General features: G+C 36.2%; 28 protein-coding genes and 1 pseudogene. 16 read left to right on the forward strand and 13 right to left on the reverse strand.

Going from position 1 to position 24,332, the window contains the following annotated elements; genetic code table 11:
• Positions 1-110: 110 nt before the first annotated feature.
• Complete coding sequence (locus D1868_RS04010) at positions 111-743, forward strand: hypothetical protein (RefSeq protein ID WP_156005788.1); 633 nt, start codon at positions 111-113, stop codon at positions 741-743.
• A gap of 88 nt (positions 744-831) precedes the next feature.
• On the opposite strand, the gene D1868_RS11045 is transcribed toward D1868_RS04010, so the two are convergent.
• Together D1868_RS11045 and D1868_RS11220 are read right to left on the reverse strand one after the other, a co-directional pair.
• On the reverse strand, positions 832-1,068 hold the full coding sequence (locus D1868_RS11045; RefSeq protein ID WP_231112462.1) for a hypothetical protein: 237 nt from the start codon (positions 1,066-1,068) through the stop codon (positions 832-834).
• A 63-nt stretch (positions 1,069-1,131) separates the two neighbouring features.
• Positions 1,132-1,266, reverse strand: a complete 135-nt coding sequence (locus D1868_RS11220; protein WP_269194911.1) for a hypothetical protein — start codon at positions 1,264-1,266, stop codon at positions 1,132-1,134.
• Between the two features lie 235 nt (positions 1,267-1,501).
• Between D1868_RS11220 and D1868_RS04020 the strand changes: the two genes are divergently transcribed.
• Complete coding sequence (locus tag D1868_RS04020; RefSeq protein ID WP_156005790.1) at positions 1,502-2,074, forward strand: hypothetical protein; 573 nt, start codon at positions 1,502-1,504, stop codon at positions 2,072-2,074.
• Positions 2,075-2,083: 9 nt separating this feature from the next.
• Here the strand turns inward: D1868_RS04020 and D1868_RS04025 are convergent, their stop codons facing one another.
• A complete protein-coding gene (locus D1868_RS04025; protein ID WP_156005792.1) occupies positions 2,084-3,451 on the reverse strand; it encodes a dihydrolipoyl dehydrogenase in 1,368 nt (455 codons plus the stop codon).
• Between the two features lie 29 nt (positions 3,452-3,480).
• The gene (locus tag D1868_RS04030) at positions 3,481-5,445 is read right to left on the reverse strand and encodes a serine/threonine-protein kinase (RefSeq protein WP_156005794.1); all 1,965 of its coding nucleotides are present in this window, start codon (positions 5,443-5,445) and stop codon (positions 3,481-3,483) included.
• Positions 5,446-5,598: 153 nt separating this feature from the next.
• Here D1868_RS04030 and D1868_RS04035 point away from each other — a divergent pair, with 153 nt between their 5' ends.
• The gene (locus tag D1868_RS04035; RefSeq protein ID WP_156005796.1) at positions 5,599-6,765 is read left to right on the forward strand and encodes a family 1 glycosylhydrolase; all 1,167 of its coding nucleotides are present in this window, start codon (positions 5,599-5,601) and stop codon (positions 6,763-6,765) included.
• A gap of 201 nt (positions 6,766-6,966) precedes the next feature.
• Here the strand turns inward: D1868_RS04035 and D1868_RS04040 are convergent, their stop codons facing one another.
• From D1868_RS04040 to D1868_RS04055, 4 genes are all read right to left on the reverse strand, one after another.
• The gene (locus D1868_RS04040; protein WP_156005798.1) at positions 6,967-7,962 is read right to left on the reverse strand and encodes a zinc ribbon domain-containing protein; all 996 of its coding nucleotides are present in this window, start codon (positions 7,960-7,962) and stop codon (positions 6,967-6,969) included.
• A gap of 73 nt (positions 7,963-8,035) precedes the next feature.
• Complete coding sequence (locus D1868_RS04045) at positions 8,036-8,611, reverse strand: hypothetical protein (protein ID WP_156005800.1); 576 nt, start codon at positions 8,609-8,611, stop codon at positions 8,036-8,038.
• 241 nt (positions 8,612-8,852) lie between these two features.
• Positions 8,853-10,688 carry a protein kinase domain-containing protein gene (locus tag D1868_RS04050; protein ID WP_196770275.1) on the reverse strand — a complete coding sequence of 612 codons (1,836 nt, stop codon included), beginning with the start codon at positions 10,686-10,688 and terminating at the stop codon, positions 8,853-8,855.
• 80 nt (positions 10,689-10,768) lie between these two features.
• Positions 10,769-12,061, reverse strand: coding sequence for a cryptochrome/photolyase family protein (locus D1868_RS04055; protein ID WP_156005804.1), 1,293 nt, complete (start codon positions 12,059-12,061; stop codon positions 10,769-10,771).
• 206 nt (positions 12,062-12,267) lie between these two features.
• Here D1868_RS04055 and D1868_RS04060 point away from each other — a divergent pair, with 206 nt between their 5' ends.
• The 3 genes from D1868_RS04060 to D1868_RS04070 all read left to right on the forward strand — a co-directional run bounded on the left by D1868_RS04060 (position 12,268) and on the right by D1868_RS04070 (position 13,927).
• Positions 12,268-12,543 carry a DUF4898 domain-containing protein gene (locus D1868_RS04060; RefSeq protein WP_156005806.1) on the forward strand — a complete coding sequence of 92 codons (276 nt, stop codon included), beginning with the start codon at positions 12,268-12,270 and terminating at the stop codon, positions 12,541-12,543.
• Between the two features lie 84 nt (positions 12,544-12,627).
• On the forward strand, positions 12,628-13,293 hold the full coding sequence (locus tag D1868_RS04065; RefSeq protein WP_156005808.1) for a hypothetical protein: 666 nt from the start codon (positions 12,628-12,630) through the stop codon (positions 13,291-13,293).
• A gap of 103 nt (positions 13,294-13,396) precedes the next feature.
• Positions 13,397-13,927 carry a hypothetical protein gene (locus tag D1868_RS04070; protein ID WP_156005810.1) on the forward strand — a complete coding sequence of 177 codons (531 nt, stop codon included), beginning with the start codon at positions 13,397-13,399 and terminating at the stop codon, positions 13,925-13,927.
• On the opposite strand, the gene D1868_RS04075 is transcribed toward D1868_RS04070, so the two are convergent.
• Positions 13,905-14,231 carry a hypothetical protein gene (locus D1868_RS04075; RefSeq protein ID WP_156005812.1) on the reverse strand — a complete coding sequence of 109 codons (327 nt, stop codon included), beginning with the start codon at positions 14,229-14,231 and terminating at the stop codon, positions 13,905-13,907. The genes D1868_RS04070 and D1868_RS04075 overlap by 23 nt on opposite strands.
• 125 nt (positions 14,232-14,356) lie before the next feature.
• Here D1868_RS04075 and D1868_RS04080 point away from each other — a divergent pair, with 125 nt between their 5' ends.
• Together D1868_RS04080 and lrs14 are read left to right on the forward strand one after the other, a co-directional pair.
• Positions 14,357-14,662: an Sso10a family chromatin protein gene (locus D1868_RS04080; RefSeq protein ID WP_156005814.1), complete on the forward strand. Its 306-nt coding sequence runs from the start codon at positions 14,357-14,359 to the stop codon at positions 14,660-14,662.
• A gap of 128 nt (positions 14,663-14,790) precedes the next feature.
• Positions 14,791-15,186, forward strand: a complete 396-nt coding sequence (gene lrs14 / locus D1868_RS04085; protein ID WP_156005816.1) for an Lrs14 family HTH-type transcriptional regulator — start codon at positions 14,791-14,793, stop codon at positions 15,184-15,186.
• A gap of 11 nt (positions 15,187-15,197) precedes the next feature.
• Here the strand turns inward: lrs14 and D1868_RS04090 are convergent, their stop codons facing one another.
• Complete coding sequence (locus D1868_RS04090; RefSeq protein ID WP_156005818.1) at positions 15,198-15,410, reverse strand: CDGSH iron-sulfur domain-containing protein; 213 nt, start codon at positions 15,408-15,410, stop codon at positions 15,198-15,200.
• A gap of 66 nt (positions 15,411-15,476) precedes the next feature.
• Here D1868_RS04090 and D1868_RS04095 point away from each other — a divergent pair, with 66 nt between their 5' ends.
• The gene (locus D1868_RS04095; RefSeq protein WP_156005820.1) at positions 15,477-15,797 is read left to right on the forward strand and encodes a winged helix-turn-helix transcriptional regulator; all 321 of its coding nucleotides are present in this window, start codon (positions 15,477-15,479) and stop codon (positions 15,795-15,797) included.
• Here D1868_RS04095 and D1868_RS04100 read toward each other — a convergent pair.
• Positions 15,786-16,007 carry an LSM domain-containing protein gene (locus tag D1868_RS04100; RefSeq protein ID WP_156005822.1) on the reverse strand — a complete coding sequence of 74 codons (222 nt, stop codon included), beginning with the start codon at positions 16,005-16,007 and terminating at the stop codon, positions 15,786-15,788. The two genes, D1868_RS04095 and D1868_RS04100, sit on opposite strands and share 12 nt — an antisense overlap.
• Before the next feature lie 169 nt (positions 16,008-16,176).
• On the opposite strand from D1868_RS04100, the gene D1868_RS04105 reads away from it, so the two are divergent.
• Entirely contained in the window at positions 16,177-17,268 is a 1,092-nt protein-coding gene (locus D1868_RS04105; RefSeq protein ID WP_156005824.1) for an RsmB/NOP family class I SAM-dependent RNA methyltransferase, read from the forward strand.
• A complete protein-coding gene (locus tag D1868_RS04110) occupies positions 17,265-17,519 on the forward strand; it encodes a zinc-ribbon domain-containing protein (protein ID WP_156005826.1) in 255 nt (84 codons plus the stop codon). The genes D1868_RS04105 and D1868_RS04110 overlap by 4 nt, the downstream gene beginning before the upstream one ends.
• Here the strand turns inward: D1868_RS04110 and D1868_RS04115 are convergent.
• On the reverse strand, positions 17,502-18,122 hold the full coding sequence (locus D1868_RS04115) for a stage II sporulation protein M (protein ID WP_156005828.1): 621 nt from the start codon (positions 18,120-18,122) through the stop codon (positions 17,502-17,504). The two genes, D1868_RS04110 and D1868_RS04115, sit on opposite strands and share 18 nt — an antisense overlap.
• Positions 18,123-18,283: 161 nt before the next feature.
• Between D1868_RS04115 and D1868_RS04120 the strand changes: the two genes are divergently transcribed.
• A complete protein-coding gene (locus tag D1868_RS04120; RefSeq protein WP_156005830.1) occupies positions 18,284-18,673 on the forward strand; it encodes a hypothetical protein in 390 nt (129 codons plus the stop codon).
• Here D1868_RS04120 and D1868_RS04125 read toward each other — a convergent pair.
• On the reverse strand, positions 18,670-20,064 hold the full coding sequence (locus D1868_RS04125) for an elongator complex protein 3 (protein WP_156005834.1): 1,395 nt from the start codon (positions 20,062-20,064) through the stop codon (positions 18,670-18,672). The two genes, D1868_RS04120 and D1868_RS04125, sit on opposite strands and share 4 nt — an antisense overlap.
• Positions 20,065-20,186: 122 nt before the next feature.
• Between D1868_RS04125 and D1868_RS04130 the strand changes: the two genes are divergently transcribed.
• The 4 genes and pseudogenes from D1868_RS04130 (at position 20,187) to D1868_RS04145 (ending at position 24,130) form a co-directional block, all read left to right on the forward strand.
• On the forward strand, positions 20,187-21,512 hold the full coding sequence (locus tag D1868_RS04130) for an MFS transporter (RefSeq protein ID WP_156005836.1): 1,326 nt from the start codon (positions 20,187-20,189) through the stop codon (positions 21,510-21,512).
• A 1,010-nt stretch (positions 21,513-22,522) separates the two neighbouring features.
• Positions 22,523-23,059: pseudogene (gene msrA, locus D1868_RS04135) on the forward strand (peptide-methionine (S)-S-oxide reductase MsrA).
• Between the two features lie 346 nt (positions 23,060-23,405).
• Positions 23,406-23,822, forward strand: coding sequence for a HEPN domain-containing protein (locus D1868_RS04140; protein WP_156005838.1), 417 nt, complete (start codon positions 23,406-23,408; stop codon positions 23,820-23,822).
• Positions 23,807-24,130: a nucleotidyltransferase domain-containing protein gene (locus D1868_RS04145; protein WP_156005840.1), complete on the forward strand. Its 324-nt coding sequence runs from the start codon at positions 23,807-23,809 to the stop codon at positions 24,128-24,130. Before D1868_RS04140 ends, D1868_RS04145 begins: the two co-directional genes overlap by 16 nt.
• The last annotated feature ends 202 nt before the right edge of the window (positions 24,131-24,332 follow it).

Consider the following 24,332-nt stretch of genomic DNA (forward strand, 5'->3'; position numbering starts at 1 on the left):
TTCCTATTTTCAAATCTATTAACTTTATCCGAATGCGACAAGGAGAAAAAATACTGTCGAAACTTAACATTTATTAGCGTTAGAGCTAAGACGATTAGATAGTATTAAAAATGAGCTATAAAACAAGTAATGACAAGACTACAGTAAATATTATACTCTCTTTCGTAATTTCTATTCTAGTTATGATATCGACGTTATTCTTAGCTCCGACGCTTATTTCAGTACCAATTCCACCGTCTATTAACACCGGTGCACTTAACGTAATTACGCAAGGTAACTGGACTCAAGTTGTTAGTGCTGTAGTATCTCGACAAGACTCCATGTTTGTAATTACATTTTCTAATGGGACTTCATTGACCTTAGAAATGAATAATTTCCTGAAATCAAATTTAGGAGAAATATTTATAAATAGTTTTAATAATCGTGATGCCATCGAGTTTACCAAGGCTTTCGTGTATTTTTATGAAGATAATTACAGTGGCAAAACCACCTTACTTATAATTAAGGCTTATTATACTCAACCTAATTACCAAGTCCCTTATGAGATCTATTCGAGTGCTCAGGGCTTCAGAGGTACTGAAGGACCGTTCTATTGGGTCGGAAATTCAAGTTATTGGGTTAGTTACTCTAACCAAACTTATTATTTATCCGTCCTAACTTTAGTTAAAACCGTTAGCTTTAACATAACTGTAAACCAATATCTGTCCATTCTTCAGCTTATAACTACCTCGAACAACTTATAACATGACAAAAAGATATTTTAGTGAGATAATCCCTTAACAAGAACTCATTTCAAAACCGGATTATTTCGTAAGTTAACGAAATCCCCGTTTAGGTCGACATTTTAAACCTTTTCATCATTTGACACTGAATCATCTTTATTCTATCAACTTGTTCCTTCGTGAGGTGTTGTGAAACCCATTCATAGTTTAGCGAGACCAGTAATAGTATTATATTCTTTTTATCCACGTTGTTCTTCTTATATTGTTCAAATAATGACAGAGCCGTCTCCGTAAACTGGTATATGCCATGATAGAGTTTATCCAACTTTTTCGATACTTGCAACATTTCCTTTTTGGGAACCGCACAATTCGTATCTTTTCTATGAAGGTTATGGTGCATAGCTAATGATTACAACAGCCTCCTCTCTGCTTTATACGCCCTGAATGCCGACAACCTTAGCTCGCCTTTCTCTAATCTATAATAAGACACAATAAAGTCCTTGTAACTCATTCTGGCATACGTAATTTCATCCCTGATAGCCATTTTGATTAATGTACCTTATGTGAGTTTTTAACTTTCATAAGTGACTTAGTAACAACTTACTTTCTATGACGAACTACTGAACCCTACGTAATTATTATAAGTGTTATATCTCTACACCTATATTTATTAAGCTCTAGAAGAATTCTCGTAACCTATAAACAAACTTTTGCAAGATTTTCAACTAGGTTTAAATTATTCGAATAACTTTTAAAGTAAGAATATTGAGTGACTGCTCATGGATATAGGGTTAATAATAGGAATATTAATACTAATCTTCAATTTTGCAATCTCTATATGGAACAGTTATAATGCGGGGAAAATATCTAGTTACAGAAAAGGATTAGGAACTTTAGTATTCTTTTTGGGAGGATTCTTGCCAGTAAGTTATGTAATCGCGACAATAATCACATTTATACTAGCATACTTAGGTTACATCTCGATATCAACTACAACGTTCATTTTAGGATTCGACTTCCTATTTTTCGGACTAGCGATAGTAATGTGGGGAGTAATAGCTACAACTCTAAGCATCGTAGCCACAGTGAAGGGAAGAAGTTGGACTGCTGGAATAATAAGTGTTTATAATGCCTTTGCAACTATAGCAGATGCATGGGAATATATCACGGGCTTCTTTTCAGCCTGGAAAAGCATAAGGAGAGCAGTAGATTCCAGTGACTTTTCAATTATAGACGTAATAGCAATTCTAGCTATAGCACTGGGCATTGGGTATATAATCTCTTATGTAGCGTACAAAGAAGGTCTTAAATCTGAGATAGGATATTCTTACGCTTCAAGGAGAGTTTTTTAAAAGAAAAAGTCATAGAACTTTTCTTGCAGTATATGCTATAAGTTCATTCGTAGTAGGGTGTTGGTCTGCGAATTCAGCTAAATCCCTAGCTGTTAATCCGTGGGCTACAGCTTGTCCTAACTCGTTAATAACAAACCCTGCATGAACACCTACGATCCAAGCCCCTATTAGCCTCAAACTACCACGTTCAAAGTACAGTTTTAAAACTCCACCCATCTCGTCATATATTTGTGCCATAGGATCATTCTTTAACTCGTAAGAAGCCTCAATGAAGCTAATTCCCATTCTTTCTGCTTCGGAGGGCATAATGCCTACGTAAGAAGCTGGAGGAATTGTAAAGATAGTTACTGGAATACTCTTGAAGTCCACGTAGTCCATTGGCGTGCTATTACTCATAATGTTATAAGCTGCAGCAATCGACATCCTTACAGCGGCGTGAAAATATGGAGCCTTTCCATTGACATCGCCAGTTGCAAAGACGTTAGGTAAGTTTGTTTTCATGGAGTCGTTGACACTTATATGACCTTTACTATCTAGTGCTAGAATTCCTCCAGCACCCTCGGGTAAAACGGGTTTCCTACCCGTAGCAAGCATAACCAGTCCAGTTTTTAAACTCTTCTTATTCCCCTTACCGTCACTATAGAAGACCTCAAACTCTTGTTCCCCTATCTTCTTGATTTCTAGGATAGGGGAGTTATACATTATTTCTAAGCCTAATAGTGGTAATAACGTGTTTACTAATTCGCTTTCGAAACCCTTGAGTACTTTATCGCTCCTTACTAGCAGTCTAACGTTATAGCCTAACGCCTTAAGGATAGTAGCAGTCTCGAGTGCAATATAACCTCCTCCTACTATTGTTATATCGTCAGGAAGTCTTCTTAAGGGCGTTCTATAGCCATAAAGATCGTCACTCGTTATTGCAAATTCAGACCCAGGGAATTTCGGTTTTACAGGCTCACTTCCAGTAGCTATGATTAAGTATCTACCCTTAACCTCAATTATTCCATTCTCGATTTCGACTTCTACTGTCTTATTATCTATTAACTTTGCCTTTCCTCTTATCAGCTCTATATTGTCTCTGAATTCCTTTAATTCCTCTCTATGCTGCATATACCTTATTTCCTGAACACGATCCTTGTGATCTTGAATTACGGAGAAATCCGGTTTTAAATTAGATTTTAGAATCCGGTTATTTCTCCAGACCATCTGTGCTATTTCTCTAACAGTCTTTGATGGGATACACCCTGAAAAAAGGCAGTTACCCCCCAGTTCTCCTTTAGGATCTATGATTACTACTTTGTACCCAGATCTTGCTAGTCTGAATGCACCCGGATATCCTCCACCACCTGCTCCTATTACTATTACATCTGTTTCCATAAAAGTATGTAGAATCATATATGTTTAAATCATTTAGAGAGAAGATAAGCGACTTGTTCACTTGTATACCTCTTCATGAAATCGGTAGTTATACAACCGTAAATAACGTTAACAAGCTCTTGAGGAGTATTAGGAGGCAATTGAGGGCGCCAAGAGGCTAAAACAACCTTAGCTTGGTTAATGTAACCCAATGCCTCGTTTATTCTACCACTGATAAACAGATCAGAGGCTTTATTAAGATAGGGAATTGCAGGGTTATCGTTATGTAGTGTCAGGAGATAGTAAGCTGTAATCCCTAAGGAAAATACGTCCATAGACGGATTCGCCCCTTTTCCCAATACTATCGCTTCTAATTGCTCTGGAGGGCTATAAGCGGGAGTTGCTTGGTTGAACTTTTGCCCAGCTTTTACTGCAGACCCTAAATCACCTAACTTCACGTTACCTACTAAGTTTAGATTCCTCAAGACCTCATCCACTTGATTCCCAACCTTTTTTGCGAAAAATATATTTTGAGGCTTGACGTCTAAGTGAACGTACCCGTTTTTGTGCAAAAAGCTCAAAGCCATAGCAATTTCCCTAATAATTAACTTAACAATTATGGGCCATTGCGGGTGATTAACCAGTTGAGTCTTTATTAGATCTGCGGCAGTACCACCCTCCATAAATTCCATAATTATTGCAGGTGGATATTTGAAGTAGGCTTCACTATTCCCCCTTAAGGCTGATGTAATGTTATTTATATCAACATATATGCCATAAATCCTCACAAACCGTGGGTTCTTAGACAACTCTTTGAGGTTCTCCGACTCACGAAATAAGTCATCAAAAGATGAGAAACTTAGCGCTCTTGTTTGCAAAGGCTCATTTCTCATACTTAATACTTTTATAGCATAGTTTATTCCATCCTTTTCAGCCTTTAGAACGTACCCATTCCCCCCTACCCCAAGGACTGAAATAACATTATAACCATAAAGATCATTACCAACCCAAATCCTTGGATCCCACTTATCCAAAGGAGGCAATATAAGGGGCTTCTTAGGCTCTACAACGCTTGTGTATGTTATAATAATCTTTTCTCCTCTGTTTACTATTCCACTTTCTACATTAGGTTTAAAAACTACTTCACCTATCCTGATCTCTTTCGCTTTCCACGGAGCGTTTTTTGAACCCAATATAGGGACTAAGATAGGAGACGCTGAACTACTCGAAACGTAATCATACCCTCCTACTTGAACACTCCACTGGATATTAGAAGGAAGACCCGTTACTAAAAAAGTAGCAAAACAATGAGGATACTTATCATATGGTATTGTATTGCTGGTGACGAAATTAATCTCAATCTTTCTCCCCTCTTTCAAGTTCCCACTTATCTTGTCTGGCAAATAGTATATACCTTGTACGAAGGAGGGACAAAGATGAAACTCTACCCTTTTCTCGTTCAAAACCAGCTTTCGTCCGGTGACTTTTCTCACAACACCGTTAATCTCTATCTCCCACTGAAAACCATCAGGTATACCCTTTTGCGAAATTACTATAGGATAGCCTTTACCGGTAGCTGCGATTATATTTGCAAAGGCTAAAGTAGTAAACGTAGACGATAGTAATAGTAATGTGAAATCTCTAGTCAACGGTTCATAAGAGGATAACTCGTAAGTCACTAGGGCTGAGGCAATAGTAATAACTTCCCACGCGCATGGTATCACTAAACCAGGAAAACCTAATACTACTGCAAGTATTAAAGACAGAAAGGGAATCCCTAAAATGCTCGTGTTCCCCGATGAAATAATTAAGACAAATGATGCAGAAAATGATAGGATAAATGCTATATACGTTAGATTACGATTGAAAGATGCTAATATAGAAATCAATGAAGTTATTATTAATAACAAAGTAACATATAGAAGAGAAAACGATTGGAAAAGCAAGAGTAATATTATAGGGGTGAAAATACTGACTATGGACGCCTTAATCAGTCTTCTATTATAGTAGGGCATAGTAGATAATACTTTTACTCGTCATAAAAAATTAAGTGATGGTAAAATACCCGAACTGAGAACATTATTAAATAGAAAATTTCTACCGTCTTCCTTAACTCTAGTCGAGTAATTTTAAAACATTAAATATAATGGACGTTGTTTTTATAATTTATGAAATTCGGATTTTCTACCTCAGCTTTTCAATTTGAAGAGACTAACACAAATTCAGACTGGTACGAGTGGTTAACTGACGACGTTAATATATCCACTGGTAAAGTAGTTCCCTACTTACCTTATATGAATGCTTACTTATCAAAGTACTCCGTTATACACGATTTAGCCTCAAAACTTAATGCAAGCGTTTGGAGGTTCAACCCGAGCTGGAGTAGGCTTTTTAAAACAGAAGAGAAAATAGATAATGAAACCGTCAATAAATACAAGGAAGTCTTGAAAGACTTAAAAGACAAGGGGTTTACAATCATTCTTTGCTTAAATCACTTCGACCTCCCTTTATGGATACATCAGCCTATTATCGCACGTGACTATCTTCTTACCAAAGGAAAACTGGGTTGGTATGACGAGAACACAGTAGGAAAATTCGTGTCCTTTGCAAAGTTTATCCGTGACACTTATTCAGAATATGTTGATTTGTGGTGCACTTTTAACGAACCCAATATACTGATTAACTTCTCTTATCTTAGCGGAATATTCCCTCCGGGTATAACTAGCAAAATTGCCTATCAGAAAGCGTTATTAAACGTTATAACAGCTCATAACTTAGTATATGATGAATTTAAGGGCTTAAAAGTAGGACTTGTCTACAACTTTCCATATGTTCAGGGAAACGACAAAATGGAAGAAGCTGTTTATTCCTTCCTAGAGAAGGTAAAAGTGGATTGGATAGGAGTGAATTACTACTCAAGAATAGTCTATGATAAAAACGGAAGCCCCAAGAAGGGATATGGTGTATTTTGCCAACCTAACTCAACTTCCCTAGACGGTAATCCGACCTCGGATTATGGATGGGAATTATATCCTAAAGGTTTAGAAGAAGTACTAAGAAAAGTAAGTCGACGATTTGACAAACCTATATATATTACCGAAAACGGAATAGCCGATTCTAAGGATGTACTAAGACCAAACTTCCTCTTTCAACATCTAGAGGCAATAAAAAATTCCGGCGTTAAAGTAGAGGCTTACATGTACTGGTCTATAATAGATAATTACGAATGGAACTTTGGCTATGAAATGGAGTTCGGACTGTATGGGCTAGACTTTAGGCCAAGACCAAGCGCGTTTTTGTTCAGAGAGTTAGTGGAGATTTATTCAAATATTTAAGTAAGAAGAAGATAGTACAAAAATTGATAAAGAAGATAAACATTTTCATCAATTCTATGGTTTAAATGATCATCTACCTAATGTCAGTCCTCTACAGTAAATAACAATTCAAAGCTGGTATTAGCTTACTCTATGTCTCATTGCAAACTAATTTTGAAAAATGTTATTCTATATAACAATCAAGAAATATGAGGACACAGTTTACAGAGTATTAGTTACTTCCATATCAGCGATTAAAGAGGCCAATTGCGAGTTAGAATAGTCCAATGTAATTGAAGGAGAGGAAGAATATATTAGAACCATTACTACCCAATTTCCGAAAGCAGTAACACCAACTAATACATCCCCACCCCTTGCTATATAAACAGTGTAACCATTAACCAAGGTAGTGAACTTTGACGTGTTAGAAGAAGAATAATAAAGTCCGTTAGATATTATATAAGCTACAATATCTTGTGCGGCCTGGTTAGTAGACGCATTAAGGTAGATAGAATAAACATAAACTTCAGAGTTACTATATCCAACTAAACTACCTGAAATTACCCCTTGTACTGACGATATATGATGACCAAAGACATAGTAATATATAGTAGGTAAATTAGTGGTATTCATGAACATTGACCAGCCTGAAGCTCCAAGCACGCTATCTAACTGGAAAACATTAAAATTATGCACGGACTTTGCAGGAGGAGGTATATAAAGAGGAGGAAGTAAAATTATATCGAAGAAATACGGTAACACAACTGAAAGGAGTAATAGCGCTATTGATACGAAAGCTACATCAGCTATTATTGCCTTAACGACCTTTTTCCTCTTGTTCTTAGTAGTTTTTACACTCTCTTGGTATGAAGCAGGGTCTTGAGTATTTACTGGCAGAGTTGGGGGAGGTGCCTGAGGGAGGGTTTGTTGTGAATAAGATATTGTCGGTTGTTGAGGTGATTGGCTCTGCGCTTGTTGTGGTTGCTTTAGAGGAAATCCACACTTCTTGCAAAAGTTAGCATGAGGAACATTTAGAGTACCGCATTTAGGACATTGAATTAGAGAGGAAAAGTTTACGGTCTGAGAAGAAGAATTGTCAAATTTCATAGTGGTTGATGTGTTTTGCTGCGGAAAAATTACAAGAGGATTACCACATCTGACGCAATACAAGAACTCGTCGTTATTTGGATATCCACATCTAGGACAATATTTAACCATACAATGAATAAAAACACCATATTATTAAAAATTCTCCGAAGGTGTAAGAAAGTATAAGATACATAAAATCAGTCTAAATCTCTAACTCCTTACAGCTTTTCTTCAATTGTCTTCTCATATAAAACCAATTCAGTAATATTAAATAAAAGATAGCCAGAAGGTCACTTCCTATTGTGCATGAGAGAATGTCAATATTATAACTATCAAACTCTGGATATAAGTTTAAGATAAAATCTACTAATGATAAAGAGAATAACAAAATAGAAATGATTCTCAATTGTTCAGAAAAGATCGAAAGCTCTTTTGCTATGTTATCTATCTTAATCATTAACCTCGATAAATTGTATATTTTCTTTATCTCTTCATTCATAACTTTAGCTTTATCTACTATTTCTTTCTGTATATTATCTAGCTTTATTTCTTTTTCTACTTTACTAGCTATCAGTATTTCTTCCAGTAATTCTGATAGACTACTTTGAGAGAAAAATTCTACTCCTTCTTCCAAGAACTTTAAGATTAGCTTTCTTTTTCCTTCTCCTAATAAGTAATTTGCATGCCTTTTTAATTTCTTGCTAACATTATATATAATTACACCATTAGCTAATGTAAATGTTGTGAGTCCTAATAGTAATATTAAATTTTCACTCAAACTGGTTTACCTCGTAGAATTTTTTCGTTTTCACAAACTTATTTAATCCTATTATATTACTCTTAATTTCTTTTTTTATATTTATATAAAACGACATTGAGTATAATTTACGCCCATTATACTTATTTACCCTTTAGGATCTATTTATATCCTATTTAATCAATAATGTTTCTTGCTTAATTATATTTACGTTAATAAAACTTATTTTCACTAAAATTAAAATATATTAAAACCGTGTAAATCATAGATTTTTAATTAGATTTAACAAACTATTTACATTATATTTTATAGAGCTTTCTACAAAATTTCTTAAATTAGATGGTACGTTAGATGGAAGATCTATATTCCAAGATTTTAGAACGGTTTTAGCTTTGTCGATATATTTCAATGCACTACCTACATCATTGTTATTATAAAGGTCTATTGCCTCATCTAAGTAGCTACTAACGGGCGACTCTCTACCCGTAAGCATATAATATGTGGTCATTCCTAAACTGAAAATATCAAATTCTACCTTAGCACCTAAGCCTAATATAGCATACTCTAACTGCTCTGGAGAACAGTATGCAGGTGTAGCTTGAAAGAACTTTTCTCCTATTCTCACAGCAGAACCTAAATCACCTAGTTTTACTAAGACTTTACCAGAACTCAACGCTCTTACTATATCATCTAAAGTTCCGCCAATCTTTTCTGACAAGAATATGTTCTGAGGTTTCACATCTAAGTGAACGTATCCTTCAGAGTGTATATAGTCTAATGCTATTGCTGAATACTTTAAGACAAACCTAACGATCTCGTACCACTCCTTGGAGTTAGAAAAATAAATTTGAAAAAGCTCTTTAGCAGTCCCTCCTTCCATAAACTCCATAACAATAGCAGGAGGGTATTTCAAATAAGTCTCAGCATCGCCCCTTAGAACCGATCCTATTTGGTTAACATCTGCGAAGATCCCTGAGATCTTAACGAGGTAGGGACTATTATTACTTAACTTAACTAGGTTATTGGACTCTTTGAACAAGTCCGTGAACTCCCTAATCGCTACAGTTTGAGACCTCGAAAAATTCGGCTTAAGTATTTTTACGGCATAATACTTTCCGTCCTTTTCAGCCTTTACGACGTAACTACTACCGCCTTCGCTAACCGTGTCTACTACACTATAACCATAAAGCTTTGAGCCTACCCACGCTTTAGGATCCCAATTTTTAATGTCTAATGACCTCTTAGCTATCTTCGGTTCAAATTCTATACCTACAACAGAGCCTCTAGTAGCTGTGCCAGATCTCTGTTTAGGTTCAAAGACCACGTCACCGTAGACTATTTTGTCCACTTCCCATTTAACAAACGCTTGGTCAAAGACCGGGACAATAATCCTCTCCCTTCCGGTATACTTATGGCCGTTTACTAAGATAGAGAAGTTTAACTCCTTAGGTAAGTTTATCGGAACGAAGGCGATCACACATTCTTCATATTTATTCAAAGTATTCACATCTGTAACTTTGTTGAATACAATTTCGACAGAGTCTCCAGCCCTTACAAAACCCTTGTAATTTAACGGAGCATAATACTCGTTACCGTCTTTTACGGGGCATGTGATCCAAGAGCCTCCCTCACTGATTATGTTTATCTCCGAATCGGATGCAGGAATTACACTACCGTTGAGTTCTACAAACCAAGATAGACCTTTAGGCAAGCCATTAGCATTAAACGTTACAATTGTGAAGTCCTTACCTTTATATGCCCTCAAACTCATAACGGTCACATAAGTCAATGGTAAAGAAGTCACAAGACCTATAATGTAAAACGGAACCGTATAGGGAGGAATAACAGCGTATAAAGTTGATATTGCTATTAGGATAATCTCAATTATCCCAGCTATTAGAGAACCGGAATAATATTCATAAAAAGCGTAAACTACTACCAAAATAGAGACTAAAAGTAAAGGACTGGGAAAACTGACAAAGCTTGAAATTGCTGATGCCAAAATCGTATATTTCGAGAATTTTCTTTCGTAGGCAGTTCTAAGACTGAGCACTAATGCTATTATTCCTGGGACTACGTAAACATCCTTAAATATCAAACCATAAGTCACGATGATTGGCAACGAAATAAGACTAGAAATAAAAAGTTTCATATTCGCAGGTTTTTCCATAAATTACACTATTGCTCAAAACTAAAAACTCTTTTTACAAACTCTACTCTTTCCCTCCAGTCAACAATAGGTTTAGGATAAGCAGGTATATTATGCTCATATATCTTATGTATAACCGAAGGGGGATAATCCCTTAATTCCTCCACCCACTCCTTTATGAACTTTGCTTCGGGATCAAACTTTTCTTGTTGTTTCCATGGGTCGAAAACCCTGAAGATATAATCCGTTCCGGTAGACGCTACCCATTGCCAATTCCCGTTGTTAATCGCTGGGTCATAATCGATGAGTTTAGTTGCAAAATACTTCTCTCCCCACCGCCAATCTACAAACAATACCTTCGTTAAGAAGAATGCAACTATCATTCTAAGTCTACCGTTGATAAAGCCAGAATTATTTAAAGCCCTCATAGCAGCATCGACTATTGGATAACCGGTTCTACCTTGTTTCCAAGCTTCAAAATACTCTTCATTATTCTCCCAATTTATCGAATCAAATTCCCTTCTGTAACAGTGTCCGAAAACATAGGGGTTATAATAAGCTAAGAGCGTGTAAAAATCCCTCCAATATAGCTCCCTTATAAACCCAGAATCATCCCTCTTCTTGTAATAAGTTTCCCTAATAGACAAAGTTCCGAACTTCAAATGGGGGGACAGCATAGTGTAGTTCTTCTCCGCAGGATAATCCCTCCTTTTAAAATCCACCTTTCTCTCAAGTAATTTTAAACCTTCAGACCTACCCCCTTTAAGTAGTGGGGACTCAACTTTTATGAAAGATTTCAAAAAGTCCACACCCATGCTGTCTTTTATGCTGATAAAATTAACTCCATCCCTAACATCCCTAGGCTCTCTAACCTTATACTGTAATGCCTTTTTATAAAATGCTGAAAAACTCCTAGTTGGCTTTAATTCTTTAGGAGATAATAACACATCGGTAAATGATAGAAACCTTATCCCTTTAGACAAAGCGTTTTCTCTCATTTTTTCGTCTCTCTGAATAGCAAAAGGCGTGTAATCCTCATTCACGTAGATTGCGTTTACGTCTAACTTCTTTATAACCTCTTCGGCATTACCAAAGAACACGTTTAATTTTGCATCCCATTTAGTCCTCAACTCTGCGTCAAGCTCTATCAAGGAGTTTATCATAAAAGATGACGCAAACTCCGACTTGTAATTGTTCTGTAACATTTGCCTAGGATCAACTATGAACAAAGGGATTATTTCATCACAATCATAAGAAGCTTCAACCAATCCCGTATTGTCATATATTCTTAAATCACGCCTGAATACGAACGCACACTTCACGTTACTCCTATCTCGTTCTCAATTTAAATGAGTTTGTCCTAAAACATCATATATCAGTCCGGTGGTCCTTTAATCACCGCTCAGTATCCCAGCGTCTAATTAATTTTACTTTATAGACAAATTAAAATTTTGCTACAATTTTTTATGAAAGATTTATCGAAAATACTTAATATTGTGTAAACTGCTTATGTAATAAGACAACAGCAATGAAGATACTAGAAGTGATAAAGAATGACATGGTTAGGGAACTCATCACGAAATTTAATGTAACTCATGAACTAGTTGTGAGTATTTCACTGGTAACTAACTGGGGGAAATTCATAGACTTCAGTATTCCAAAAGACGTAAAGAACATAATTGTAATTGTTCCAGAGGATTTTGACTGTGACGTAAGGAATCAAATTAAGAGTGTTAGGAGAGAACTTTCTGTAATAGTATTGAAATTACCGGAAATTAAAGGCAAATTATATGTGCTATATTAATTTTACTATGATAAGTTAAATATTGTTAGTGTAGAATATAATCGCAAAAATTAAATACTAAAATCTTACTTAATATTATTGTAGATGCAGATTAGTAAGTGCCTAATAAAGAGAGACATTCAAGACCAAGAAATCTTTGCAGTATTAAATCTCGACGATAAAGGTAGGAATAATAAATTAAAATCTCTTATAGAAAATAGACGAGTCATACACGGAGACTTACTAAGATTAAGCGATTATATAAGGATTGAAGAGGAGCTGCTCTCAGAAGTAGTTAATTTAATTAAGAAGAAATATAATATCATAGGGCTTAAGTCTTCAATATCTCTTGTGTTCTTACTCTTCGGTATTGGTCTTGAAAAAAGAGATAAGTATATGAAAGAGATAGGCGAAGAGTGGGAAAAAGTAAAAAACGCAATAGGACTATTTCCTTACGAGAAATATTTTGATTATGAATATAATAGTTACGAGTATAACACCAATACCCTTAAAAAATTAGAAGGGAACTCTGAGATATTAGAGCTACCTAAGAACGACTTCGTCCACTTACAGACATGGATAACTGCAGTATTACTAGCAGAATTTAAAGAAAGAGGAATAAAATTCAAGGCTGTAAAGGAAGGAACCGAGCTAACGGGAATAAAAGTAGAAAGCAGGTATAAAGACATTGAAGATATATTAGAACGTCTCGAAAATACTTACGGGAAAATAATAAAGCTTTATACAGGTTGGTTTATATTCAACGAATGATACTTAAAACAACTTTTCCTTTTCCTTATTTTTTGAACCTTCAAGAAATTTACAATGTCAGGTAGTAAAATGGGTTTAAAAAGATATATTCAAAATAAGCCATATGGAATGCGAAAAAGAAGCGTTAACAGTCCTTGATATCCTCTTTAATAGTAACTTGATCAAAGGAAAGGTTGTATTTGAGGATGATATAAGACATTTAATAAAATACGAGAAATTCATTTGTAAAGATGAAGAAATATTAAAAACCCTAAAAATATATCTTAGACCTTTAGGAATAATTGTCATAAAAGGTAGCTTTGATAATTATAGAAAAATATTGAAAAACTTTGATGACGGAAGCAAGTTAATTGAGGGAGTATACGGAGTCGAATATGACTTGATAGATGAAAATGAATTGCTATATTTACGCATTATACTTTATAACGATTCAGTAATACTATTAAGAGAAAAAGAAGAGAAAAAGTACAAGATTGCTAAAGTAACTGCAATAAGAGCACTAAAAGACATTTCTGAAAGGACTAAGACAAAAGAAGATTTCACTAATATATTCACAAATTTCTTAGAAAATAATAACGACGATAAAACTATAGAGTGGCTTAAAGACTTCCTTATTCATAAATCCTCTTCTTAAGATAGATCTTTTCGTAAAGATTTACCACCCTATCTATTAACTCCTCGCTTATATCTACGTCTTTAACTACCGGCAATCTAATCACTACTTTCGTCTTATAAAAGAATAAATAACCTATGAAACCGTCAACTTTATTGTCAAGAGATCTGAACAACCAAACCTTAAATCTGTAGACCTTTCTTCTTACATCTTCAGCCACCTTGACTATATAGAAGTCATTAACAACAGAGTTATTATCTAGGAAATACTCTTCTAGTAATAACTCTACAAATTTGTTATCTATTAGCCTGAGATCTGATAGCATATAATGCACGATGTTTAATAAAGCGTTAGAGTTAATCAAAAGTAATTAATTACTATTAATACAATGATATAATTTTGATAGATATTAGTTTACTTTATATTATTGATCTTTCTATCAAAAAACTAATGACTAAGAAAAGGAGCACAGCTGAGATAACATATAGTATCCTAAACGCGTGCAGAGAGAGGACTAACAAGACGAAAATTATGTACGCTTCAGCATTGAATTTTGCAGAGCTAAAAAAATACCTTGAAATACTTGTGAAAAATGGATATTTGAAGGAAGAGCAAGAAGGCAAAAGCTCGTACTATAGCGTAACAGAGGAAGGAAATAAACTCCTACAAATTCTTGAAAGATATGTGAAAATTATTGAAGAAAAAAAAGAGCTAGAGACACAACTACAAGACGTTCTATCAAAGTTTAAAGAATAAAGCCTATAAATAAATTTGCGAAAACTTGTAATGCTCCCTTAAACTATGTTAAAATGTACACAAAAGTATATTTTTAAATATATGGTGTTTTTTAGTTTCTGAATGAAAAATAATTATTAGTGGAACAAATGGCAATTAAGGTAAAATTCCCCGATGGAAGAGAAGTAGACATACACGAAGTAATTTCGTTTATGTACGGACTCGGAATGGGAGAAATAGAAGTATTGCACATATTGTTAAGCAGAGGACAAAAGTATTCAGCGGACGAACTAGCGGAAGTACTAAAAGTAAGTAAAGCCTCTGTTAATAAGGCACTTAACACCTTGCTAAGTAAAGGACTTATCGAGAGAGAGAAGGTAATAACTAATAGTAAGAAGGGAAGACCAGTTTATGTGTATAGTGCTAACAAAGAATTAGTAAGCAAAAAACTCAGTGAAGATACATATAAACTCATACTGAACACTAGAGATACTTTAAAGAAAACCTTAGTTGAGAAAAAAAGAGTTATCTTAGAAGCTGCTTAAACATTTTTACCTTATGTCAGCGGGTAAAAGGTAGAAATTTTTACTCTATTCTCGTTGTCATATATATATATTTCATTAGGGTTCTCGTCTTGCGTCCTTTTATGAGAACCGTCACAGAAAGGCTTATTCCTAGACAAACCGCACGCACATACGTAAAAAACCTCTCCATTACTAGCCTTTACTTGATAAGGAAAGTTTCTATCATGCCTTACTAACCTAGCCATTGCAAGATATAATGATAAGGTAAAATATTTATACAGTGAGTGATATACAAATGACTGACTTTCGAAATGAAAGTAAGTGAAAAAAGTAAACTATGTCCCGTAATAGAGTCAATTAAAATTTTCGGAAACGAGAGAAAAATGATAGTAATTTATTACCTATTCGACGGAGGTAAGGGATTTAACGAACTGGAAAAACTGACTGGACTAAATTCAAAGACACTTTCAACTACCCTAAAGGAATTAGAAGAATCGGGTTTAATAAGGAGAACCATAGTCAGTGATAGGCCCTTTCGGGTTAAGTATGAACTAACTGAAAAAGGTAGGGAATTGAGGAGCGTTTATGAGGAACTTAGAAGATGGGGGAGTAAATATGCCTTAAATGGGTGACACGAGAATAACGTTATCTCCCCTTATTATTATAGTTCCGACCTTTCTAGTACTTCCATCACTCATAACCTCTTCGGAGTTTTCTAACACCAAATTCATATGCATATCATAACTTTTCAATGTACCCCTCACTACTTTATCACCTTTTAATTTCACAAGAACTGTTGAACCCAAAGATTCGGCTAGTACCTTATGAGCAGTTTCCGCCAATATAACACCCTAGTTAATCACCATCGATTAGGTATTTAACTTTATCTTCACAAAGCCAAACGTCTACTACAATTATTAAACATAGAAAAAGGGCTTACACTCGTTAGCTCAATAATAAAGCTCGACAAAAATAATAAGAGGACTGGGAAAGAATTGTAACCACCATAAAATGGAAGAAAAACTTTACGCTAAGGCTATAAGCCTTATACTTAAGAATAAGATTTCTCCCGAAAGGGCTTTTGATATAGCTTATAAATCGCTCGGCGTAAGGGGAAAGAGAACAAGTTTATACAGAAAGTTTTTGGAAGTTCTTAAAAAATACTACTACGGTTCCTATTTATTTCCTGAGAGAGACGTCTACGAAATAGTGAGAACATTACTCAATAACGAAGAAGATATGACCTTTAAACTGCCAGAATGGGCTGAACAAAGATTAAAACACGTAACCGGTGTAACATCGAGTAACGAACTACTTGTTAAAGACACTTGGATAAGGGTAAACACGCTTAAAACAGACATCAAGAGCACAATAGAAGAACTCGAGAGAAAAGGCGTAAATGTTGAAAAAGATACCTTTGATTTTTTATATAAAGTTATCAAAACGCGTAAGAGGATCTCCGACCTCGAAGAGTTTAGAGAAGGGAAAATCGTCATACAAGATAAAGCCAGCATTTACCCGGTGATAATACTAGACCCTAAGCCTGGAGAGAGAATCCTTGAAATAGGCAGTGCCCCTGGAATGAAGACTTCACTCATACAGCAACTAACTAACAACAAATCTTATGTAATTGCCCTTGACATTTCACAGAAGAGGATCAACACACAAAAACAACTAATGAGAAGACTTGGAGTAGAGAACATTGAGTTAATTATTGCTGACGGTGCTAATTTACCAGTGAAACAAGTTGATAAAATCCTGATAGACGCTCCTTGTACTAACAGCGGAACCCTTGCCTCTGACCCCTCAGTATTTCTGAGGCTAAATAAGAGCGATATGTTAAGGCTCTCAAGATTACAAGCAATGATCTTAGAGGAGGCTAGAAGGTTGAGAAAACCCACTGTGTTCTCCACTTGTTCTTTATTTCCTGAAGAAGGTGAAAGACATGCTGAGAGATACGAAAAATATCTAGTTCCGCTAAAATTAGATGAAAGTAATTACGGTTACAAAAAGAGTAGAGTATGGATGAGAGTAGTTAGATTTTATCCTAACGTACACCATACGGAAGGATTTTTTATATCGAAGTTCGACTTTAGCTTATGAAACAATGTCCGAGATGTGGGTATACTAACAAGGATATAGCAAACTATTGTGCGAGATGCGGATATCCGTTATACCTTCAGCCTGCTTTTCCAAATCTTTACCAACCGACTTATCCACCACCTCCACCCACATACCATTATCCTCAGAGCTTACCTGCTTCAAGGGCACGAAAACCAGATTTCCCAATCTTCGCTTTAATCTTGGGGATAGGAGCAATCCTTACAGCTATTTTACTAGCTACTATCCGCTAGCTTTTGAAAGTACTTGTAGAAAGCTATAAGGAAATAAAACGCAGGTATAGCCGGGAACCAAAACAAGTAGGGTAATAGACCATAAGGCTTATCTACTATTTCCCCAGCTTCAAAGCTCGCAGCCACGAAAAGTTCTACAGCTACCATTATATACATGTAGAATAACCTAACCAGAGCCTTTGTTAAACCTTTATCTGATGCCTCAAACAGAAAATAGACACCACTAGCTGAGGCTACTGCATATGCCGGCAATTCTAACCAAGAGTGAGGTAAAGTTAGGAGATAAAGAGATATAGTTAACCCTGGAGTACCTATAATAGAACCACTGATCGCAACAACCAAACCCGTCTCAATTATACTAAATACCATCATTGCGACTCCCATTAACGGTATAAAATCCACTGTAGCTACTGCTAAGTTATGGATAAAGATGGTAAAGAGAACGATAAAATAGGGCTTATAAACCAACCCGTTATAAATCACAGTAAGTCCTCGAAACTCAGAGGCAAGGGCAGGGTTATAAAATGAAGAAAACAAGAGGAAGAGCCCTACCTCGCAGACAAAGGTTATGACAAAAAGGAATAGTGGACGTATTATTTTCATAATTTGACTAAATTCTTTACCATCTAAAAAACCTTTTCCATAAAGGTCAGAATTATTAAACAATTTTCACATGACTACTATTTTTTTAGCTTTAGTAATCTATACCACAATAATTAAGCTCTTATGAATAAACTTTTTAGTAAGAGAGACTATATAATTCTATGGGATTCTTTAAAAAGGAAAAGGTATATACTACACAAAAAGACGTGGGACAAATTATAAATCAGTTCGCAGCATATCTACAACAAAAAGGTTTTAAAACACAATATAAGGAGGAAAACGGAAAGGCAATAGTTCAGGCTCAAAAGGGAGGAATTCTTAGAGACCTAATAGCTGCAGATAGAGCTTTAACATTTACATTCGAGAAGGTAGGAAATCAATTAAAAGTGACAGCAGGCATAGGAAAATGGATACAAAACTTGGCTGTTACAGCTGTAGAGACTATACTACTCTCTCCCTTATTCCTTGCCATAGACGTTCCAGAAATGTTATGGACTGAACACGTAGAATCCGAAATTATGAAAGGACTTGAACAACTTATATCATCCTAAACCAACTCTTTTTCCATGTAAGGATAAGCATTATGGTACCCCTTCTTCCTATAATACTCTCTAGCACCTATACCAGAAAGGACTAAGATCTTTTTTGCGTCAAATTCTTCGGAAGAGACTCTTTCAGCCTCAGCTAAGAGCTTTGAACCGTACCCCTTGTGTTGAAAGCTTAGGTCGTCCCACAAACCCACAGGTGTCTCAAGACCATATATATGGAGTTCCCTCACGACAGTAACTTTTTCCACATCGGAAGGCTTCCTCAACCTCAAATACCCAACTAATGTACCGTCGTCATATTCAAAGGAAAGGAAAACCTCTGTCCCCCTACTTGCTTCGTAAACGTATTTCATCAACTTAGGCTCTCCTTGGGGTAATTTACCCGTATGCAACCACCTAATTCCCACTTCCCTGAACCTTATCTCATTTATCTTAATACCTTTCTCCAAAACCCTCTTCTCTACCAACTGCCTTAAATTCCCCTTCTTATTACCGTCTAAGATTATCGGAGCCGGAATGTCCCTCTGCACCCTCATTACCCTAACCCAAGGGGGGATATAACGATACATTTCAGAGATCAGCTCCACGAGAGTGTCAGTATCATAAGGCTTATATAACCCCCTCTTCCATAATTCCGCTAAAGGGGCTGTCTCAACCACTAAAGTAGGGTAAATTTTCAGCATATCTGGCATGAAGTCTGGGTCTGAGAAAAGCCTCTTAAACCCCTCCAGATCCTTATCGGGATCAGAGCCCGGTAAACCCAACATCACGTGATAGACTATCTTAAAACCTTTATCCTTCAGGATTCGCGTAGACTCTATTGAGTCTTTTACCGTATGGCCCCTATTACTCTTCATTAACAGTTCATCATAGACAGTTTGAACTCCCAGTTCCACTTTAGTAACTCCCAACCTTAGCATCTGGTTAGCCTCCCTTTCCTTTCCCCAATCTGGTTTCGTCTCAACGGTCATCCCGACACATCTGACCATAGCAGTTTCATTCCTTAACTGAGCATCTTCCAAATACATAAACCCAGGCTTTGTGGGGTTTGGATATCTGTTCATCCCCTCTAACGCTTGAGTAACGAACCACTCTTGGTAATCTAAAGGAGTAGCTAAGAAAGTCCCTCCCATTATTATAAGCTCTACCTTACTCGGGATATGGCCGTTTACCTCGTATTGCCTTAAACGTGATTGGACTTGGTAAAATGGGTCATAGTTGTTCTCAATAGCCCTCATCAAAGTCGGTTCCTTACCGTAGTAACTTTGAGGCGTGTTATACTCAACCCCACCCGGGCAGAAAATACACTTACCATGAGGGCATCTGTGCGGAGCTGTCATAATCGATACTACAGTAACTCCAGATAACATCCTGACGGGCTTCCTTACTAACATTACGATATTTTATCTCGCGTGAGTATTTAAAATAGTCAGATATTTTCTCCTACTGCATAACGAAATATATTTAAAAGTAAATAATCAAAGTTTTTAACTGTAAGTATATACTAAATTTACTCATGAAACTGACTTGGAGATCAGTACTCATCTCAGGAATGGGAGTATTTTCAGACGGTTATAACTTATACTCGTTGTCGTTAATGATCTACACAATATCTGCATTTATACCAATGAATAAGTTATCAGAGGGCTTACTTGTCGCGGGGTCTTATCTCGGTGCAGCGTTCTCCGCGTTATTGTTCGGTTTAATTTCCGATTTGGAAGGAAGAAAAAGAATGTATGGAATAGACGTCACTCTAATGGCAATTGGAGCCGCAGTACAAGCCTTCTCACAAAATTATAATGAACTCTTCTTATCAAGGCTATTACTCGGTATGGGGATTGGTGCTGACTACGTACTATCACCAATAATTGTCGCTGAAAACGCCGATAAGGATAAGAGAGGAAAGGCAATGGTAATAACTTTCGCCGTAATGTGGGGTCTGGGAGCAGTACTTGCAGCATTCGTAGACCAAGTCACCTTATCATTACCCTCCTCGATAGCATGGAGGATAGTATTAGGCTTCGGAGCAATTCCTGCACTTTCAGTTATATTCGCTAGAAGAAAACTGAGCGAAACTTTACTTTTCCTTTCAAGAGTAAGACCTATAGAGAAGGAAATCAAGAACTTAGAGAAAGAAGGGGTAAGCCTACGCGTTAACATTGATAAGGAGAGTTTCAAACAGAGGTTCGCGTCCTCCCTGTTTCTGATAATAGTATCTGCAATATTGTGGTTACTTTACGACGTTTACTCCTCGACTTTTGCAATATACGGTCCTATAACCATTGCCTATAACTTGGGAATAACACCTATAATGTTCACTTACATCGCCCAATTCTTTGCAGGAATTCCGGGTCAATTACTCTGCATACTCTTGATAGATAAGATAGGTAGAAAACCACTTATAATAATAGGATATGCAGGAGTTTCAGTATGGTTGACCCTTTACTCACTACTACTCTTACACCCCTCTATTTTCGGCTTGCCTAAGACTAACCAACTCACCGGAGAAGGAGCGGTTTTAGGGCTGACTTTCTACATGCTAAACTACCTATTTTCCGCAATGGGACCTGCATCAATAATAGGCTCAGGTATGGTCACCCCCGAACTAGTCCACACTAAAGTTAGGGGAACTTCACAAGCAATTAGCGTAGCTGTCGATAGGACAGCTTCAGCTACAGTGATCTCGCTATTTCCTTCATTAGTTTCAATTGTAGGATTAGGTGGAATGGTAGGAATTTACGGTTTAGTTGCATTGGCATCAGCACTGATAACACTATTTCTAGTCCCAGAAACGAAAGGACAAGAACTGGATAAAGTTGAAAATTTAGTTTCTAAAGCCTAAAATTCTAAAGATATAGTCGATAATGTATAGTAAAAAATACTAGCGTTTGACTTTAAAGTCTATATTAATGTTTAAATCTCACCTTAAGAAGGGATTACTTTCGATAAAAAGTATGAAAAGGAGAATTAACACACTAAATATGTCACTAATGGAGAAGTCACGGTTCGGAGCCTCATGTAGTATGTGCATCTTACTTCTATCATAGGTTCTCGACTTGTTGACTTTCATAACGTTTTATCGGATAATTTTTTATCCTAGCTTTATAACGTTACTTAACACAGACTTTAGTCCATCCCTTAATGCTTTTATTTTTCCTTTTTATTTCTTAAAGAAAAATGTTTCTTTTTCATCTAATAAGACAGTTATTAGACTCTTTTATAAGGCTAATTCTTCTAGCTTTTGAAACAACAGTTTTAATCAGGCCTGGTTCTATGTGACCCCCTGTGTTCGATGTTCACTCACAATTTAAAAATACATACCCCATTTGAGGTAACGTCAAGAAACTCTCCACAGACTCTTACATATAACACTAGCCCCTCAACAGAACTACCCTTTCTATGAAGATCGACATATCTCACTTCCTCTTAGCTCTCGCTAATAGCTACGTAAGGGAAATATATTTCGTCCTATTCTAATTGTAGGAAAACATGATAGACCCAAAGGAAAATGAAGTACTTTCTAAAGTCCACGAGGTGTTGTACGAGAAGCTGAGGAGCGAATATAAACTACCATCACAGATCACTGAGGATTGAAGTTACTAAGTGGACGTATCGTTTATCCCTATACGGTTTAACTAGCAGGTTAACACGATTTCAATGACCATAACATTATTCATGAGTAGCACAGAGTTCTCACCTCAGTCACATTCTTCCTTGTTATAGACAAATTCGGGAATAGGAAAGTCCGTCTCTCACCAACCTCTTCTTTTCCATCTGAATATTTCGAAACCTTTTTCAAGCGTAAGATTTTTCCTAACAGAAATTTAATACTATAAACGTTGTCTGATATTTATGGAAAAAGCTACATTGGGCGGAGGATGCTTCTGGTGTACTGAAGCGGTTTTCTCAAGAGTGAAAGGAGTAACAGACGTTAAGCCTGGGTACGCCGGGGGTTGGATGCGGAATCCTACTTACGAGGACGTTTGCACAGGCTTAACAGGACATGCTGAAGTAGTCCAAATAACTTTCGACCCCTCAGTTATAAGCTATAGGGAACTCTTGGAGATCTTTTTCGAAATCCACGACCCTACCACACCTAATAGACAAGGTAACGACGTGGGTCCCCAGTACCGGTCTATAATACTTTATCACACCGAGGAGCAACGTAAGATAGCAGAAGAAGTTATAAAAGAGGTATAGAAAAAACTCGGTAAAAAAGTAGTAACAGAATTAAAGCCCTTTGACGTCTTCTACGAAGCTGAAGAATACCATCACAAATATTTTGAAAAACACCCTTATCAACCGTACTGCAGATTAGTTATAAGCCCAAAAGTAAAGAAGTTTACGAATCACTTTCCAGATAAAGTATCACTGACCACAAAGCCCTAAATTAAAGGAGGTCATCAACTAGGGACGTATTTTGATTTATACAGAATCTAATTATTTTCATTTCCGATCAGTCTTAGCACTTACGCCATTGTTTCGCTTTCTTCTCTAAATCAAGAGCTTTTATCAGGGACTCCCTTAGCGAGATCACTGAGATACAAGTTACGCAATTAAATAATTCAACTAACGCGACAGACTACCAGTATTTTAGACATACCTAATCATAAGATTAATGACTTTATGGGCGGCTTTATGATCCCTTAGAAAGTGCGAGAGATAAAAGTAAAAAGAAGGTAAGTTACACCGCGCGATCTTAGATATTATAAGTTAACTTTGCTACATTTAATTAATGTCCTCAATAAATAACGCAAAATTACTCTGTGAAAGAGCGTTAAAATACTTGAGGATTGCAAAAGAGGCATTTAATGAAGGATTGTACGACGTTTCTGCTACTAATTGTCAAATATCAGCCGAACTGCTTATAAAATCCACTTATCTTCTCTTAGGTTACCTGTTCCCACAAACACAAAATATAAGGAAATTACTCTCAGTACTGGCACAACTGACCAGTAATAAAGAAATTGAAAAGTTAGTAAAGGAAAAGAGGAAAGACTTAAACCTAGTTGAGTTAAGCAGGGCTGAAGGACAGTATTCATTAGTTGATATTGACTCAGAATTTGCGTCAGACTGCTTAGATACGGTCGAAAATTATATTCTCCCAATCATAAAAGATATTTGGGGAGAAAAGTGGTGCTACAAGGGCTAGAGTACATAAAGTACTTAGAAAACAATTGGAGAACAATAGCACAGAGGGTTAAGGAGGTTGCAATAACGTTGGGAAAAGTTGATAAAGTAATAGTCTTCGGCTCGGTCATCAAAGGTGGAGTCACGGGCAGCAGCGATTTAGATATTGCAATAATCTACGACGAGAAGTTAAGCAGCAAGGAGAAAATAAGGAGGACTTTAGAAATACTCAATAAAGTAGATGAAGAAGTAGAATTAGATATACACATACTTAGCAAGGAAGAAGAAGGATCTTTTCTTAAATTCATCGAAGAATACGTAGAAGTGTAATCATTATAAATGGGAAACTATTTCACAACTATTTTAGTTAGAAGCTTCTGTGACTTGTTAATTATACACACCAAGATCTGACATCTCTTCAACCTGGAAGGGTTTCTAGAGAGCTCATCCCCAATAAATTCATGACTATAGCTTTAGTGTACAGTAAGCCTCATACCATATGAATAAATACCGTTCACTCCTCATTTCTATC

The sequence above is a fragment of the Stygiolobus azoricus genome, assembly GCF_009729035.1.
GTDB classification, from domain to species: domain Archaea; phylum Thermoproteota; class Thermoprotei_A; order Sulfolobales; family Sulfolobaceae; genus Stygiolobus; species Stygiolobus azoricus.